Source organism: Enterococcus mundtii (genome assembly GCF_013394305.1).
In the GTDB taxonomy this organism is placed as follows: domain Bacteria; phylum Bacillota; class Bacilli; order Lactobacillales; family Enterococcaceae; genus Enterococcus_B; species Enterococcus_B pernyi.
Genome location: NZ_AP019810.1, coordinates 639,899 through 654,340 on the forward strand (window position 1 = coordinate 639,899; position 14,442 = coordinate 654,340).

Sequence of the window (14,442 nt, forward strand, 5' to 3'; positions counted from 1 at the left end):
CTCTCCATATCTTTTCAGTCTTTAGTCATTATAGCATGGGAATGTTTCAGCTTGCTTTCGAAATCTTACAATTTTATTTCAATTTACTACTAATCGTAAGCATACTATATATGCATTTTTAAATAGCCATCGATGAATGGGTCTAACTCGCCATCCATCACCGCTTGGACATTTCCAGTTTCCACATTGGTCCGATGATCTTTGACCATCGAATACGGATGGAAAACATAAGAACGGATCTGTGAGCCCCAGCCGATTTCCATTTGTTCCCCACGTAATGCAGCTGCTTCTTGTTCTTTCTTTTCAACTTCCAATTGATAAAGTTTCGCTTTCAGCATCCCCATCGCTTGTTCACGGTTTTTTAATTGTGAGCGTTGTGCCTGACTGGCAACGACCGTTCCTGTTGGCAAATGTGTGATCCGTACAGCAGATTCTGTTTTGTTGATATGCTGTCCACCCGCTCCACTTGCTCGGTAAGTGTCGATCTTCAAATCATCAGGATTGACCTCGATGTCGATCATGTCATCTAATTCTGGCATGACATCGACCGAACAAAATGACGTATGTCGGCGTTTCGCCGAATCAAATGGCGAGATCCGAACAAGACGGTGAACGCCTTTTTCTGATTTCAGATAACCATAAGCATTATGCCCTTTGATCAATAATGTCACACTTTTGATTCCAGCTTCATCACCAGCCTGGTAATCTAACATTTCCACTTGGTAGTTGTGTTGCTCTGACCAACGGGTGTACATTCGTAACAACATACTTCCCCAGTCTTGAGATTCTGTTCCCCCAGCACCTGGATGCAGCTCGACGATGGCGTTATTGCGGTCATAAGGTCCGTCTAGTAACATGGCTAATTCGTAAGTCGTCATTTTTTCAGCTAACGCACTGATTCGCTCTTGTGCTTCTTCTTGCATTTGTGCATCTGGCTCTTCTTGTAACATTTCCACCATCAATTCTAGTTCTTCTAGCTCTTGTGCGAGTTCATTGAACTGATCATAGGTTTCTTTGTTTGCATTATTTTCATTGATCACTTTTTGTGCAGCTTCACTATCATCCCAAAAACCTGGTTCAGCCATTTTTGCTTCTGCTTCAGCAATATCTTCTTCCAGCTGATCTAAGTCAAAGAGACCCCCTAAAACTTGTGACTTTCTCTTGCATTTCGGTTAGGAGGTTTCGAATTTCAGAAATTTCCATTTCGATTTCCTTCTTTCTGTCTAATCTTCATTGTTTAGTCTACCAGAATCTTGAACGAACAGAAAGAATAAGATGCGACAAGCTTGCCACTTTCCCTTTTTCATTCCGTTCTTAATGGTAGTGTGTCCCAAAAGTAACCTCTTCGGAAATAAGGTGGAATCCACAAAAATTCAACGAACGATTTTTGCGGATTCCACCTTATTTCTTGAGGCTCAGTACTGCTTGACCTCAGGGAAGTCATAAAACAAAAAATAGTGCTTTAAGATTCCCTATCTATTTTAGTTTGTGAAAAGGAACGATCACTCTCATATGAGGGGAGTTCCTTTTCTGAATTGATCAAATCTTATTGTTCAGTATGAACGATTTCTTTCAATAGGAAAGATTACATTTCATTCTTGCCGTGACAATTTTTGAATTTTTTACCACTGCCACATGGACAAGGGTCATTACGACCAACTTTATTGACACTGACAGGCTGTGATTTCACATTCAATCGACTGTTTTCTTTCGCGCCGCCTTCTGTTGGTTGAACAGGCTGTCCTTGAGACACTTGTTCACGTTGGACGTTTTGACGGATCTCTGCTTTCATAAAGATACGTGTTACTTCGTATTCGATTGCACCAATCATGTCTTCAAACATTTTGTAGCCTTCTGTTTGATATTCGACAAGTGGATTGTTTTGTCCGTAAGCACGTAGTCCGATTGATTGACGTAATTGATCCATTGCATCGATGTGGTCTGTCCATTTTGAATCGACAACACGTAAGATCACGACTTTTTCAAACTCAAGTAATTGCTCAGGTCCATTTAGTTGTGAAGCTTTCGTATTAAAGATTTCTTGTGCTTTTTCATTTAAGAATTCTTTGATTTGTTGCGGTGTCTTGCCTTCTAGATCAGCCAATGAAATACTGTCTTCATGAACAAGTGTACTACCAGCAAAGTCAACGATCCCTTCAAGGTTCCAGTTTTCCTTTTCAAGTTGAGTATGTGCATCTACTACTCGACTGATCGTTCGTTTGACCATATTCATCAATGGTTCAGATAGACTTGTTTCTTCCATGATGACGTCTTGACGTTGTTTATAGATGACTTCACGTTGTTCACGCATCACGTCATCGTATTGAAGAACGTTTTTACGTGTGTCGTAGTTGTTTCCTTCTACACGTTTTTGCGCAGATTCAACTTGTTTCGACAACATCTTACTTTGGATCACTGCATCTTCTTCACCGATCTTCATGCGTTCCAAGAAAGCTTTGATTCGTTCTGAACCGAATCGTTTCATCAAGTCATCTTCAAGAGACAAGTAGAATTGTGACATCCCTGGATCTCCTTGACGACCGGCACGTCCACGTAACTGGTTATCGATACGTCTTGATTCGTGACGTTCTGTACCAATAACGGCTAATCCACCCAACTCACGAACACCTAGACCTAACTTGATATCCGTACCACGACCAGCCATGTTCGTTGCAATCGTAACTGCTCCTTTTTGACCAGCATTCATGATGATCTCGGCTTCTTTAAAGTGGTTTTTGGCATTTAGTACTTCATGAGGTACGCGTTCTCGGTTCAATAAATCAGAAAGCAATTCAGACGTTTCAACAGCGACAGTACCTACAAGAACAGGTTGTCCTTTACGGTAACGATCTTTGATATCTTGAACGACTGCATTGAACTTGCTTGTCAATGTCGGATATAACAAATCTGGACGATCATCACGAATGACCGGACGATTTGTAGGGATTTGAATGACTTGGATGTTGTAGATTTCTCTAAACTCTTCTTCTTCTGTCTTCGCTGTCCCTGTCATACCAGATAATTTCTTATACATACGGAAATAGTTTTGGAATGTGATCGATGCCATCGTTTTTGTTTCATCTTCGATCTCCACGCCTTCTTTGGCTTCAATCGCTTGGTGCAAGCCATCAGAATAACGGCGTCCATCCATGATACGACCAGTAAATTGGTCAACGATCATTACTTTTCCATCTTGGACCACATAGTCGATATCTAAAATCATGATATAGTTTGCGCGTAATGATTGATCGATATGATGCGTTAAAGCAGAATTTTCGATATCATATAAGTTATCTAAACCAAAAGTTTCTTCGGCTTTTTCAATTCCCGCTTCAGTCAAGCTGATCGTTTTTGATTGAACATCGATTTTATAATCTTCTTCTTCTTTCAATCGTTTGACAAAGTTATCAGCACGCGTATATAACGCAGTTGACTTTTCTGCTTGTCCAGAAATGATCAATGGCGTTCTTGCTTCATCGATCAAGATCGAATCGACTTCATCGACGATTGCATAGTTCAATGGACGTTGTACCATTTGATGACGATAAACGACCATGTTGTCTCTCAAATAGTCAAACCCTAGCTCGTTGTTTGTACTATACGTAATATCACAATTGTAGGCTTCACGTTTTTCATCTGCTGATTTTGAATTGATATTCAAACCAACTGTCAAACCTAAGAAGTTGTATAACTCACCCATCTCATTGGAGTCACGGGTAGACAAGTATTCATTGACAGTAACTACGTGAACGCCTTCTCCCGTCAAAGCATTTAAATAAACAGGCATCGTAGCAGTCAAGGTTTTCCCTTCACCGGTACGCATCTCTGGAATATTTCCATCATGAAGTACGATCCCCCCCATCAACTGCACAGGGTAAGGGTACAATCCTAATACGCGTTTTGCTGCTTCACGAACGACTGCGAAAGCTTCTGGTAAAAGTTGATCTAATGTTTCCCCTTTTTTATATCTTTCCTTAAATTCGGTTGTCTTTGCTTGTAATTGTTCATCTGTTAATGCTGCCATATCATCAGCATGAGCTTCGATTTTTTTTACAATACTTTCTAAACGTTTTAGTTCTTTCTTATCATTTTCGATAATCGAACGAATAAAATTGGCCATGCGTTGTTTAATCTCCTTTTATATAATATCCAAACTATGTAGACTCTGTTTCTTATTTTATCATTAGTTGTGGATAAATGAAATAACTTAAGACAATTAAAGTGATATCTTCATAATTATTTCATATTCTTTTTTATCTATTCAATCCGAAAAAAAAGCTTGCAGTAGTCATTAGAGACCACTGCAAGTTTTTCTCATGTTATTCTTTCGTTATTTATCAATCAGTTTCGATCAATCCATATTTGCCATCTTTACGACGGTAAACAATGCTTGTACCATTCGTTTCTGCATCTTCAAAGATGAAAAAGTTATGGCCTAACATATTCATTTGTAAAACAGCTTCTTCGCTGTCCATTGGTTTCAATGACAAGCGTTTTGTACGCACGATATCTAATTCAGACTCATTTTCTTCTTCGTCTTCATTATTGAACATAACCGCCGCATTTGCTGTATTCAAACCAGTTTCACGAGATTTGCGATTGATTTTTGTTTTAAATTTGCGGATTTGACGTTCCAATTTATCAACAACCAAATCAATACTTGCATATAGATCTGGTGAAGTTTCTTCGGCACGTAATACGAGATAAGGTAATGGAATCGTAACTTCCACTTTTGCTGTTTTTTCAGTATAAACTTTTAAATTCACATGCGCCGTAGCATCGGGAGCATCGCTGAAATAACGTTCTAATTTTCCTACTTTTTTCTCTACGTAGTCACGAATCGCTTCAGTTACTTCGATATTTTCGCCGCGTACATTATATCTAAACATAAAAACTACCCCTTTCATCTACCACAATCAAGAAGGAGAAGGACCACTCTTTCCCTCTTCTTACTTCTATTATATCGAACTCGTAAGCATTTGCAAACTAAATCGCTGTCATTTTACTGCTGTTTCTACAAAAAGCTTATCTAGCAAGTGAGAACGTCTGTACTTTATTGGGTGACTGCGCCAATAGGCAGGTCGCTGCATGGAACATCGTCTGGCCAGTCGTATAAACATCATCGATCAGTAAGATATTTTCCCCTTTGATTTTAAGTGTAGATGGCTGATAAACAAATGGTTGGGACGTAATCAAACGTTGCTCTCTTGTTTTTTTAGATTGCGGTGTATGGTGTTTTTCTCTGATCAGCAATTCTTGAAAAGGAAGCCCAGCAGCTCTCAATAGTTCACTCACTTGATTAAATCCCCTTTCGCTGATCCTTTCTGTAGACAATGGGATCGGACAAAAAACAAACGACTTATATTGTTTTCGTAATTCTTGTAACTCTAAGCTGAATGTGTGTGCCAACAGGATATCCCCCATGAATTTATATTGTTTGAGCCAAGTACGGAACGCGTGATCATAGCGGAAGAACGCACGATGACAAAAACGATAGTCAGGATAACGCGTACGCCAATGCAAGCAATCTCGGCAATAGTCAGGTTGATCAATCGCCTGTTTCGTCCATACTTTTTGGCAGCCTTCGCACTGATGGCTACTCTCCTGTTGTATTCGTTGGAATAAAAATTGACATTCCTGGCAACGTCTCGCTATTTTTTTCAGTCCAAGCAATTCACTAATTGTTATATTTCTACTAAATGTTTTCTTACAGTATACGCATCTCATCTCGTTGCTCTTTTCCTTTTTTATTCATTTGTTTGATTTCTTTACACGCCTTTGCGATAGCACGTGTCTTTTCTTCATAGAAAAAATAGACCTGACTATTGGTGAATCCTCCCTTTCGATCGGCACGTCCAGCAATTTGGACCAGTGATGATTTGCTGAATACCGGATGATCGGCGCCTAAAACAACGACTGAGATCCGTTCAAAAGTCACCCCGCGCTCTAAGATCATCGTTGTCAAAAACACATCGTAATGTTGCTCTCTCATATTTTGGACTTTGCTACTACGTGCTTCATCTTTTGATGAGGCGGATGTCATACGACAAGACAATTGTTTTTTTAATTGTTTCTCCAATTGCTCCATTAAAGAGATACTCGGGCAAAACAATAGCACATGGTTTTCTTTGACTAGCTCTTGGATCAAGCGACACAATCGTTGATTCTTTTTTGGGTGTAAACAGCGATTAGCCCACTGATCCCAAAAAAGCAGTTTCGGTTCTGGCAATAATCGTTGATGAAAGCGTAAAGCCAACTGATGAACAGTCATAGCTGTTCGGCTTTTTTTCAATAACTGGTCATCGGGTGTCGCACTTAAATATATCAGTTGGCCATTTCTTTGTAGCGCGGTTTCCACTGCATAAGCTAACCCTTGATCCCCCACAAATGGAAAAGCATCCACTTCATCTACTACTAAAAGAGCAAATGCTCGGTAAAAACGATACAACTGATGCGTCGTACAAATCACTAAAGAACCATAGCGATCAGGTTCGTCTAATTTCCCATGAAGCAGGCGGATCGTTTCTTCTGGGAAGACCTTGCTAAGTCGTAGGTATAATTCCTGACAAACATCGATCCTTGGTGAGGCGATAGCAACTCTCCTACCTTTAGCTAAGGTCTTTCGGATACTGGCGTAAAGCATCTCCGTCTTGCCTGAACCGGTAACTGCCCAAACCAAATGCTCACCCGATCGTTCACATAGATCATCCGAAATTTGCTGTTGTAGTGTTGTTAATTGACCTTCCCAACAGTGATTTATATGACGCTTCTTTCCATTTGGTTGTTCGAATAAGTAGAGCTGTTGCAGGGTATCGCAACGCCCCAAAAACAGACAGTGGGGACAGTAGTAGGTAGACGCATTGAGCCTTGCAGTTTGCAAAGGGGTCGTTTGACTGCAACGATTGCAATAAAGCTGCTTCTTTTTTATTGTGATTGCATCGACCACTACATAGTTCAATTTTTCATAAGAATGTTCATTCCCATATACTTCTTTAGTTAATAATCGCCGCCCAAAAAAATCTTCCGCTTGCATGTGCACTTCTCTCCCTTCGCAAAATAGATACGCCAAAAAAGAAATTCTTCATGCAGAATCAATCGGATTGATCCAATTAGAAAATCAGCTAATAAGCGGACGAACGAACGTGATGATTTCAATGAAAAACAAAAAAAGTATGAAACTGAGTCAGCGGGCCATTTCTTTAACAGAAACTTTCGGACTCAGATCATACTGATATATGTAGCTAGACCTAAATTTGAACTTGAATCGAGGGATCGGATCAACAGCTAGAAAAATAGTTATTCGTCAAACAACCAACTGGATTTGACTAATTGATTGAATACGATAAATTCTTTTTCTAAATTGATGACCACCACTTCATAGCCAGCATTGATCCAGCCATAGGCGCCTTTTTCAGGATGTTTATAGTCGTTCGCCCACCAATCGGTACTTTCTCGTGCAGAACGGGGCAAGGCACTACTTGGAAAAAGCAACTCATCGATTTGAGTAAATGTCAGCGTGATTTGAGAGCCACCATTTGTCTTTAAATAATGAGTGATGGCATCATACTTTTTGACTCGTTCTTTCATGTTACGCACCTCACTTTTCTTTATTATCCCATATTCCCTTCGTTAAGCAACTATTAACATAATTGTCATGCAGAAAAAAATTCTCTATACTTGAAAAGAGACGAGAACAAACAATGAAAGTAGTGAAACAGATGTTAGAACGTTATTACACGATCAAAGAAAATGGTCAAAGTGAGCTTGAAATAAAAAAATCACGTTTTATCTGCTCACTGAAACGAGTTGAAACGGAAGAAGAAGCAAAACAATTTATCCAAGAAACAAAAAAAGAACATTGGAAAGCCAATCATAATTGTAGTGCGTTCGTGATTGGTGAAAAAAATGAGATTCAACGAAGTAGCGATGATGGTGAACCGAGTGGAACTGCTGGCGTGCCGATGCTAGAAGTAATCAAAAAAAATGAACTAATCAATGTTGCGGCTGTTGTGACACGTTATTTCGGCGGGATCAAATTAGGTACAGGCGGCTTGATTCGTGCATATGCGCATTCGGTTTCCCACGCATTACAAGAAATTGGCATCGTTGAAGGGACATTGCAACAAGAATTATCGATTCATATTGCCTATCCCCAGCTAGGAAAAATAGAAAACTTCTTGGCACTCCAGCAGGTGAATGTGAAAGAAATCCGCTATACAGAAAAAGTCATCGTTGTTTGCATGATCAATGAAAAAGAGGTCTCTGCTTTCCAAGAAGCAATCATTGAACTTTTGAGCGGTCAAGTGACATTTACTGAAGGCGCTGTTTCTTATCATGAACAACTCATTCAAACAAGAGAATGAGCCTGATCATAGAGAAAAAGACCAAAGAATAGAAGGCAGCTATGCCAATGACTATTCTCTGGTCTTTTTATTCAATATGAACGATCATCTTTCTAAATAAAACTCAAAGCGGTCGCCGACATATTGGGTACGTACGTATTCAAATGGCGTGCCATCTTCAAAGTAAGAGATCTGTCTTAAACGTAAAACAGCATCTCCTCGCTTGACCTCTAAATATTCAGCAATTTTTTCTGAAGCTAAGACTGCTGAAATTGTTTGTTTCGCCGCACCGATCTTGTTTCCTCTTTTTTCTTCGAGTGTTCGGTACAATGACTCCGTAATTTCTGCTTTGCTGTATCCGTCGATGATTTTTTGCGGAATACTCGCAATCTCAAAGCAAATAGGGATATCATCAGCAAAACGAATACGTTCCATTCGTAAGATAGTATCATCTTTTTTTAGTTGCAATTTCTCCATTTCACTCGAACTTGGTGACGTGAGAAAATAAGAAATCGTTCGACTGGATGGTACACGATTTTGTGATTCCATGATTTCGGTAAAACTGGTTGCACCAGACATCTTTTCTTGGACTTTTTCTCGTGCCACGTAGGTACCTGATCCAATTTTTCTTTCAAGGATTCCTTCATCGGCTAAGTTTTGGATTGCTTGTCTTAAAGTCATTCGACTAACATTAAACTTGATGGCTAATTCTCTTTCTGAAGGAAGACGATCTCCAATTTTCCAGACGCCTTGCTCGATTTCACTTTTGATTTGATCGTGAATTTGTATATATACCGGTAATTGATTCGACATAACATCTACCCGTCCTTTCATTTCTATTTTATTATAACTGGTATATACCTAATTCTCAACAAAAAAGAGCCCATCATGCTGTTCATTCCACTGCCTTGCCCTCCGATATAATAGCGTTTGGATATAGACCTATGATCATTCACTCTTATTCAATAAGTAATTAAAGTAACAAGCCCTTACTATTCTTGCTCGGAAACGACAGAATCAAAAAAGGCTGGCTCAAGTTCACCCAACTAATCATTGATCCAGTATTTTCATGGCCGTTGCCATCATCAAACGGATTCGATTCAATTGATTGACTAAGGAAGCACCTGGGTCATAATCGATTGCCGTAATGTTGGCTTTTGGGTAACGATGACGAAGCTCTTTGAATACCCCTTTGCCTACGACATGATTCGGTAGACAGCCAAATGGTTGCATACAAACGATATTAGGCACATCATTTTCCAACAATTCAATCATCTCACCGGTTAAAAACCAGCCTTCGCCGGTCTGATTGCCAATTGATAAAATCTGGCTTGCTCCCTCTGCTAATTGATGAATTGGTGTTATTCCATCAAAGCGTTGTGATTTCCTTAATGCTTTATCCATTGGCTTTACAACATATTCAATCAAGCGGATAAGAAACTGCGCGACCCATTTACTTTTTTTCGAATGACCTAAATGTTCATATTTCCAGATTTGATTGTATATCGAATAATTCATAAAGCCCATGATATCAGGTACAACGACTTCAGCTCCTTCTTCTTCTAATAATCGGACGATATCATTATTGGCTGTCGGTGAATACTTGACTAGGATCTCTCCAACAATCCCTACTTTAGGTTTCGTTTGGTTCGTTAGCGGAACCGTGTCAAAATCATGGATGATTTTCGCCATATTTCGATTGAAATTTGTCAAAGAACCATTTTTGACATTGCGTTCCACTCGTTCAAGCCATTGATGGTGTATTTCATCAATCGCGCCTTTTTCTATCTCATACGGTCGAGTGCGGTAAACGACTCGTTCAAAAAGATCGCCATATAAAAAAGCAACAGCTAAACGTTTCAACAATGGCAATGTGAACGTAAAACCAGGAGAAGATTCTACCCCTTGATTGCCGAAAGACACAGAAACCACAGGTATCTGTGGGAAGCCAGCTTCATCAAGCGCCTTGCGAAGTAGTGGGATATAATTAGTCGCTCGGCATCCACCTCCTGTTTGGGTCATCATCACGCTGGTATGATTTAAATCATATGTGCCACTTTCCAATGCCTCGACTATTTGCCCAATCGAGATGATTGCTGGATAACACGCGTCATTGTTGACATACTTCAACCCAACATCAACGGCACTGCCACTTTCACTTGGCAAACAAACGACTCGATATCCCGAGGATTTTAGAGCAACATCAACTAAACCAGATTGATGGATAGGACTTAACATCGGCAATAACAAGGTATGTGTTTTCTTCATTTCTTTGGTAAAGGTGATTTTTTCCGGTGTAAGAAATTGTTTCGTTGGGCGAAATTTTTGTTTGGTTCGTGCATTGACTGCCGCTTTTAATGAGCGCAAGCGTATCCTGATGGCACCTAAATTTGCACCTTCATCGATTTTTAGGACAGTGTATAACTTGCCATATTGCGCCATGATTTCTTCCACTTGATCAGTTGTCACCGCATCGATACCACACCCGAAAGAGTTTAATTGCACTAATTCTAACTCCTTAGATTTGGCGACGACTCGGGCAGCTGCATATAATCTTGATTGATAGACCCATTGATTCACTACTCGTAATTGCCCCACATCTCCTAGATGAGCAATGCTATCTTCTGTCAAGACATGGAAGCCTTCTTGTGTGATCAATTCTGCAATCCCATGATTGATTTCCGGATCTAGATGGTAAGGGCGACCTGCAAGGACGATGCCACGTTCATTGTTTTGATGTAGCATCCTCAAGGTTTCTTCTCCTTTTTGCTGAATTTCTTTTTTTAAATCGGCTAATGCTTCATATCCTTGGTGTAAGGCTTCTTTTATTTGATCTTCTGAAAATCCATAGTCAGAAAATGTTTGGTGTAACGTCTTTGCCACTGATGCTTCGTTCGCTAGATTCAAAAACGGCTGACGGTAATCGATCCTTCCTTCCCGAATCGCATCGACATTATTTTTGATGACATCTGGATAACTTTGAACGATGGGACAATTAAAATGATTGTCCGCTTGGTTGTTCTCCTTTTGCTCAAAGATCACGCCCGGATAAAAAATGCAGGGAACACCAGCATCGATCAGTGACTGGATATGGCCATGCACCAGTTTCGCTGGATAGCAGACGGTATCACTTGAAATCGTGTCGATTCCTTGTTCGTAGATTTCCTTACTCGAACGAGGGGATAAGACTACTCGAAAGCCTAAAGTACGAAAGAAAGTCTGCCAAAGAGGAAAGTTTTCATACATATTCAATACTCTTGGAATCCCGATTTCCCCGTTGACAGCTTCTGTTTTTCGTAATGGACGGTAACGGAATAATTGCCGAGATTTTTCAGCCACTAAATTGATTTTCTTATCGGCTTTTTTGATTTTGATCTGTGCCCCACGTTCACAACGATTACCAGAAATCAACTTCCGACCATCAGAAAATAAAGTGACCGTCAATAGGCAATTATTCTCACACAACCCACAGTGCGTCAATTCTTTTTCTGTCGTCAACTGAGACAATTCTTCGAATGAGAGTACTTCACTTATTTCCCCTTTTTGATATTCTTCCAAAGCAATCAAAGAAGCCCCATATGCACCCATCAATCCTGCGATAGAAGGACGAACAACTTCTCTTCCACTGATTGTTTCAAATGCTCGCAAGACTGCATCGTTGTAAAAGGTTCCACCTTGGCACACGATCTTATTGCCTAGATCTTCTGGTTTTCTGATTTTGATCACTTTGTAGATCGCATTTTTGATCACAGAATAAGATAGACCAGCCGAGATGTCTCCAACAGAAGCGCCTTCTTTTTGGACTTGCTTGACCTTTGAATTCATGAAGACCGTACATCTGGAACCTAAGTCCACAGGGTTCTTGGCTGAAATAGCTGCAACCGTAAAATCTTGGATTCCATAACCTAATGACCTAGCAAATGTTTCGATAAATGAACCACAACCTGAAGAACAGGCTTCGTTCAATTGAATCGAGGACAATGCGCCGTCCTTGATCGTCATTGCCTTCATATCTTGTCCGCCAATATCTAAAATAAAATCGACACCTGGTTGAAAAAAATTTGCTGCTTTATAATGCGCCATCGTCTCGACTTCACCAATATCGATTTTCAACGCACTCTTGATCAACGCTTCACCATATCCAGTCACTACCGCTTTACCGATAAAGCAGCCTTTGGGCATTTGCTGATACATATTTTTCAATACGTTGATGGTTGTTTCTAAAGGCTGTCCTTCATTGTTTCCATAAAACGAGAATAATAGCTCTCCTGATTGATTGATCAAGGTGACTTTCGTCGTTGTCGAACCAGCATCAATACCTAGAAAAGCCACCCCCTGATGGGTAGCTAGCGCACGTTCTTGCACCTTCGCTTTTTCGTGTCGACTGCGAAAATCAGCTAACTCTTGATCGTTCTGAAACAGTGGCGCTAAAGAACGAGATGGATGAAGCAACTCTTGCTCTTGGCTTTTCAATTTCTGGATTAATTCACTGAGTGTTTTTTCCTTTGAAGTTTTTGCGTGATAAGCTGCCCCTAATGCTACGAATAGTTGCGGATTTTCTGGAAAAATCACTTCTTCTGTCGATAGACCAAGCGTTTCAATAAAGCGTTGGCGCAATTCGGACATAAAGTAAAGTGGGCCACCTAAAAAGGCGACCTTTCCTTTGATCTTTCTGCCTGCTGCTAAACCAGCGATCGTTTGATTGACGACGGCTTGAAAAATACTAGCAGCGATATCGGCTTTCGCCGCTCCTTCATTGATCAGTGGTTGTACATCCGTTTTAGCGAATACACCACAGCGAGAGGCAATTGGATAAAGCTGTTGGTACGCTTTGGCTAGTTCATTCAACCCATTTGCATCGGTTTTCAATAGTGCTGCCATCTGATCAATAAACGCGCCTGTCCCTCCCGCGCAGCTACCATTCATGCGTTGTTCTAAAGAAGAACCAAAAAAAGTGATTTTGGCATCTTCTCCCCCTAATTCAATTGCTACATCTGTTTCGGGAATCCTTTCTTCGATCGTTTTTGTACATGCAATCACTTCTTGGATAAAAGGTAATTGTAGATGTTCCGCTAATCCCATACCGCCAGAACCAGTGATGGCAAAAGCAATCCCCTGATCTTGTAAGGTTGTTTTGGCTTCTTCTAATATGTTGATGGTTGCTTTTCTGATATCTGCATAATGTCGTTCGTATTTAGCAAAAAGAGTTTCGCCATGGTTATCAAGAATCACTAATTTTACTGTCGTTGAACCTACATCGATACCTCCGTACATTTTCATCGTCTCGCCACCTTCTTAAAAAAACGCTTTGTTTAACATTGAACAAACCGTCTGTTATACTACATATATCTATTTTAAAACGATTTAGAGCGATTTCAATAAGCAATAATCGTCAGTTTGTGAGATAAACAACAATCGTGTGCGATTTGTCGACCAAAAGTGAGGAGATTTTTATGATGAAGAAAAACGATCTTCGAGTGAAACGTACCAATAAAATGATTATTGAAGCATTCTTACGTTTACTAGAAACAAAAAGTATGGAGCGAATCACGATCCAAGAAATTGCCGATGAAGCAATGATCAATCGTGCGACTTTTTATGCTCATTTCAAAGATAAACAAGATCTTTATGAGCATTTATTCCATATCGCTATCCAGACATTTACCTCGATCTTAGATTTGGAACCCTTGATGGAAGACAATAAATTGAAGCTGAAACGGGTCAACCGCGCCTTAACTCAAATTTACCAATTGGTGGCTGAGAACAAAGCCATATTTATTACGACTTTGGACGGCACTTCGATCGAGTTTTTCAGGAAAAAGTTAAAAATTTTCTTATCAGAAAAATACGCCACTATCTTTGATCGTCTAAAAATCACAGAGAACGAACTAGAAGTACCTATTGACTTTATCACAGAATACATAACTGCCATTTTCACCGGTACTTTACATTGGTGGGTCACTAGTGATACCGAGATGACACCACAGCAGTTAGCTACTTTAGTCATCAAATTAGTGGGAAATGGTCACTTGACCGTCTTAGGGATCGAGATTGAAAAATAACAAAAGCTCTGAAGAACACAAGATTATGTGAACTTCAG

The 14,442-nt window shown here is 40.0% G+C and carries 10 protein-coding genes; 2 read left to right on the plus strand and 8 right to left on the minus strand.

Going from position 1 to position 14,442, the window contains the following annotated elements:
• Nucleotides 1-104: 104 nt before the first annotated feature.
• The 6 genes from prfB to HZ311_RS03030 all read right to left on the minus strand — a co-directional run bounded on the left by prfB (nucleotide 105) and on the right by HZ311_RS03030 (nucleotide 7,587).
• Nucleotides 105-1,203, minus strand: a protein-coding gene (gene prfB / locus HZ311_RS03005) for a peptide chain release factor 2 (RefSeq protein ID WP_178946468.1) whose coding sequence is annotated in 2 segments (ribosomal slippage) — nucleotides 105-1,130 and nucleotides 1,132-1,203 — 1,098 coding nt in all. Because the reading frame shifts where the segments join, the coding sequence is not laid out codon by codon here.
• A 382-nt stretch (nucleotides 1,204-1,585) separates the two neighbouring features.
• Nucleotides 1,586-4,120, minus strand: a complete 2,535-nt coding sequence (gene secA / locus HZ311_RS03010) for a preprotein translocase subunit SecA (protein WP_010734911.1) — start codon at nucleotides 4,118-4,120, stop codon at nucleotides 1,586-1,588.
• Nucleotides 4,121-4,337: 217 nt separating this feature from the next.
• Nucleotides 4,338-4,889, minus strand: a complete 552-nt coding sequence (gene hpf / locus HZ311_RS03015) for a ribosome hibernation-promoting factor, HPF/YfiA family (protein ID WP_010734910.1) — start codon at nucleotides 4,887-4,889, stop codon at nucleotides 4,338-4,340.
• A gap of 136 nt (nucleotides 4,890-5,025) precedes the next feature.
• Nucleotides 5,026-5,727, minus strand: coding sequence for a ComF family protein (locus tag HZ311_RS03020; protein ID WP_062804904.1), 702 nt, complete (start codon nucleotides 5,725-5,727; stop codon nucleotides 5,026-5,028).
• Nucleotides 5,708-7,033: a DEAD/DEAH box helicase gene (locus HZ311_RS03025; RefSeq protein ID WP_010734908.1), complete on the minus strand. Its 1,326-nt coding sequence runs from the start codon at nucleotides 7,031-7,033 to the stop codon at nucleotides 5,708-5,710. The genes HZ311_RS03020 and HZ311_RS03025 overlap by 20 nt, the downstream gene beginning before the upstream one ends.
• A gap of 263 nt (nucleotides 7,034-7,296) precedes the next feature.
• Nucleotides 7,297-7,587, minus strand: a complete 291-nt coding sequence (locus tag HZ311_RS03030) for a DUF7662 domain-containing protein (RefSeq protein WP_010734907.1) — start codon at nucleotides 7,585-7,587, stop codon at nucleotides 7,297-7,299.
• 131 nt (nucleotides 7,588-7,718) lie between these two features.
• On the opposite strand from HZ311_RS03030, the gene HZ311_RS03035 reads away from it, so the two are divergent.
• Complete coding sequence (locus tag HZ311_RS03035; RefSeq protein ID WP_023520031.1) at nucleotides 7,719-8,363, plus strand: YigZ family protein; 645 nt, start codon at nucleotides 7,719-7,721, stop codon at nucleotides 8,361-8,363.
• An 84-nt stretch (nucleotides 8,364-8,447) separates the two neighbouring features.
• Here HZ311_RS03035 and HZ311_RS03040 read toward each other — a convergent pair whose 3' ends face one another.
• Both HZ311_RS03040 and HZ311_RS03045 read right to left on the minus strand, forming a co-directional pair.
• Nucleotides 8,448-9,155 carry a GntR family transcriptional regulator gene (locus tag HZ311_RS03040; RefSeq protein WP_010734905.1) on the minus strand — a complete coding sequence of 236 codons (708 nt, stop codon included), beginning with the start codon at nucleotides 9,153-9,155 and terminating at the stop codon, nucleotides 8,448-8,450.
• A 237-nt stretch (nucleotides 9,156-9,392) separates the two neighbouring features.
• Entirely contained in the window at nucleotides 9,393-13,622 is a 4,230-nt protein-coding gene (locus tag HZ311_RS03045; protein ID WP_137072620.1) for a 2-hydroxyacyl-CoA dehydratase, read from the minus strand.
• 173 nt (nucleotides 13,623-13,795) lie between these two features.
• Here HZ311_RS03045 and HZ311_RS03050 point away from each other — a divergent pair, with 173 nt between their 5' ends.
• Nucleotides 13,796-14,404, plus strand: coding sequence for a TetR/AcrR family transcriptional regulator (locus HZ311_RS03050; protein WP_137072622.1), 609 nt, complete (start codon nucleotides 13,796-13,798; stop codon nucleotides 14,402-14,404).
• Nucleotides 14,405-14,442 lie beyond the last annotated feature (38 nt).

What these genes read in the sequence shown, in the direction of transcription:
- secA (WP_010734911.1), bottom strand. Translation starts at nt 4,120, where the DNA reads ATGGCCAATTTTATTCGTTCGATTATCGAAAATGATAAGAAAGAACTA.
- hpf (WP_010734910.1), bottom strand. Translation starts at nt 4,889, where the DNA reads ATGTTTAGATATAATGTACGCGGCGAAAATATCGAAGTAACTGAAGCG.
- HZ311_RS03020 (WP_062804904.1), bottom strand. Translation starts at nt 5,727, where the DNA reads ATGAGATGCGTATACTGTAAGAAAACATTTAGTAGAAATATAACAATT.
- HZ311_RS03025 (WP_010734908.1), bottom strand. Translation starts at nt 7,033, where the DNA reads ATGCAAGCGGAAGATTTTTTTGGGCGGCGATTATTAACTAAAGAAGTA.
- HZ311_RS03030 (WP_010734907.1), bottom strand. Translation starts at nt 7,587, where the DNA reads ATGAAAGAACGAGTCAAAAAGTATGATGCCATCACTCATTATTTAAAG.
- HZ311_RS03035 (WP_023520031.1), top strand. Translation starts at nt 7,719, where the DNA reads ATGTTAGAACGTTATTACACGATCAAAGAAAATGGTCAAAGTGAGCTT.
- HZ311_RS03040 (WP_010734905.1), bottom strand. Translation starts at nt 9,155, where the DNA reads ATGTCGAATCAATTACCGGTATATATACAAATTCACGATCAAATCAAA.
- HZ311_RS03045 (WP_137072620.1), bottom strand. Translation starts at nt 13,622, where the DNA reads ATGAAAATGTACGGAGGTATCGATGTAGGTTCAACGACAGTAAAATTA.
- HZ311_RS03050 (WP_137072622.1), top strand. Translation starts at nt 13,796, where the DNA reads ATGATGAAGAAAAACGATCTTCGAGTGAAACGTACCAATAAAATGATT.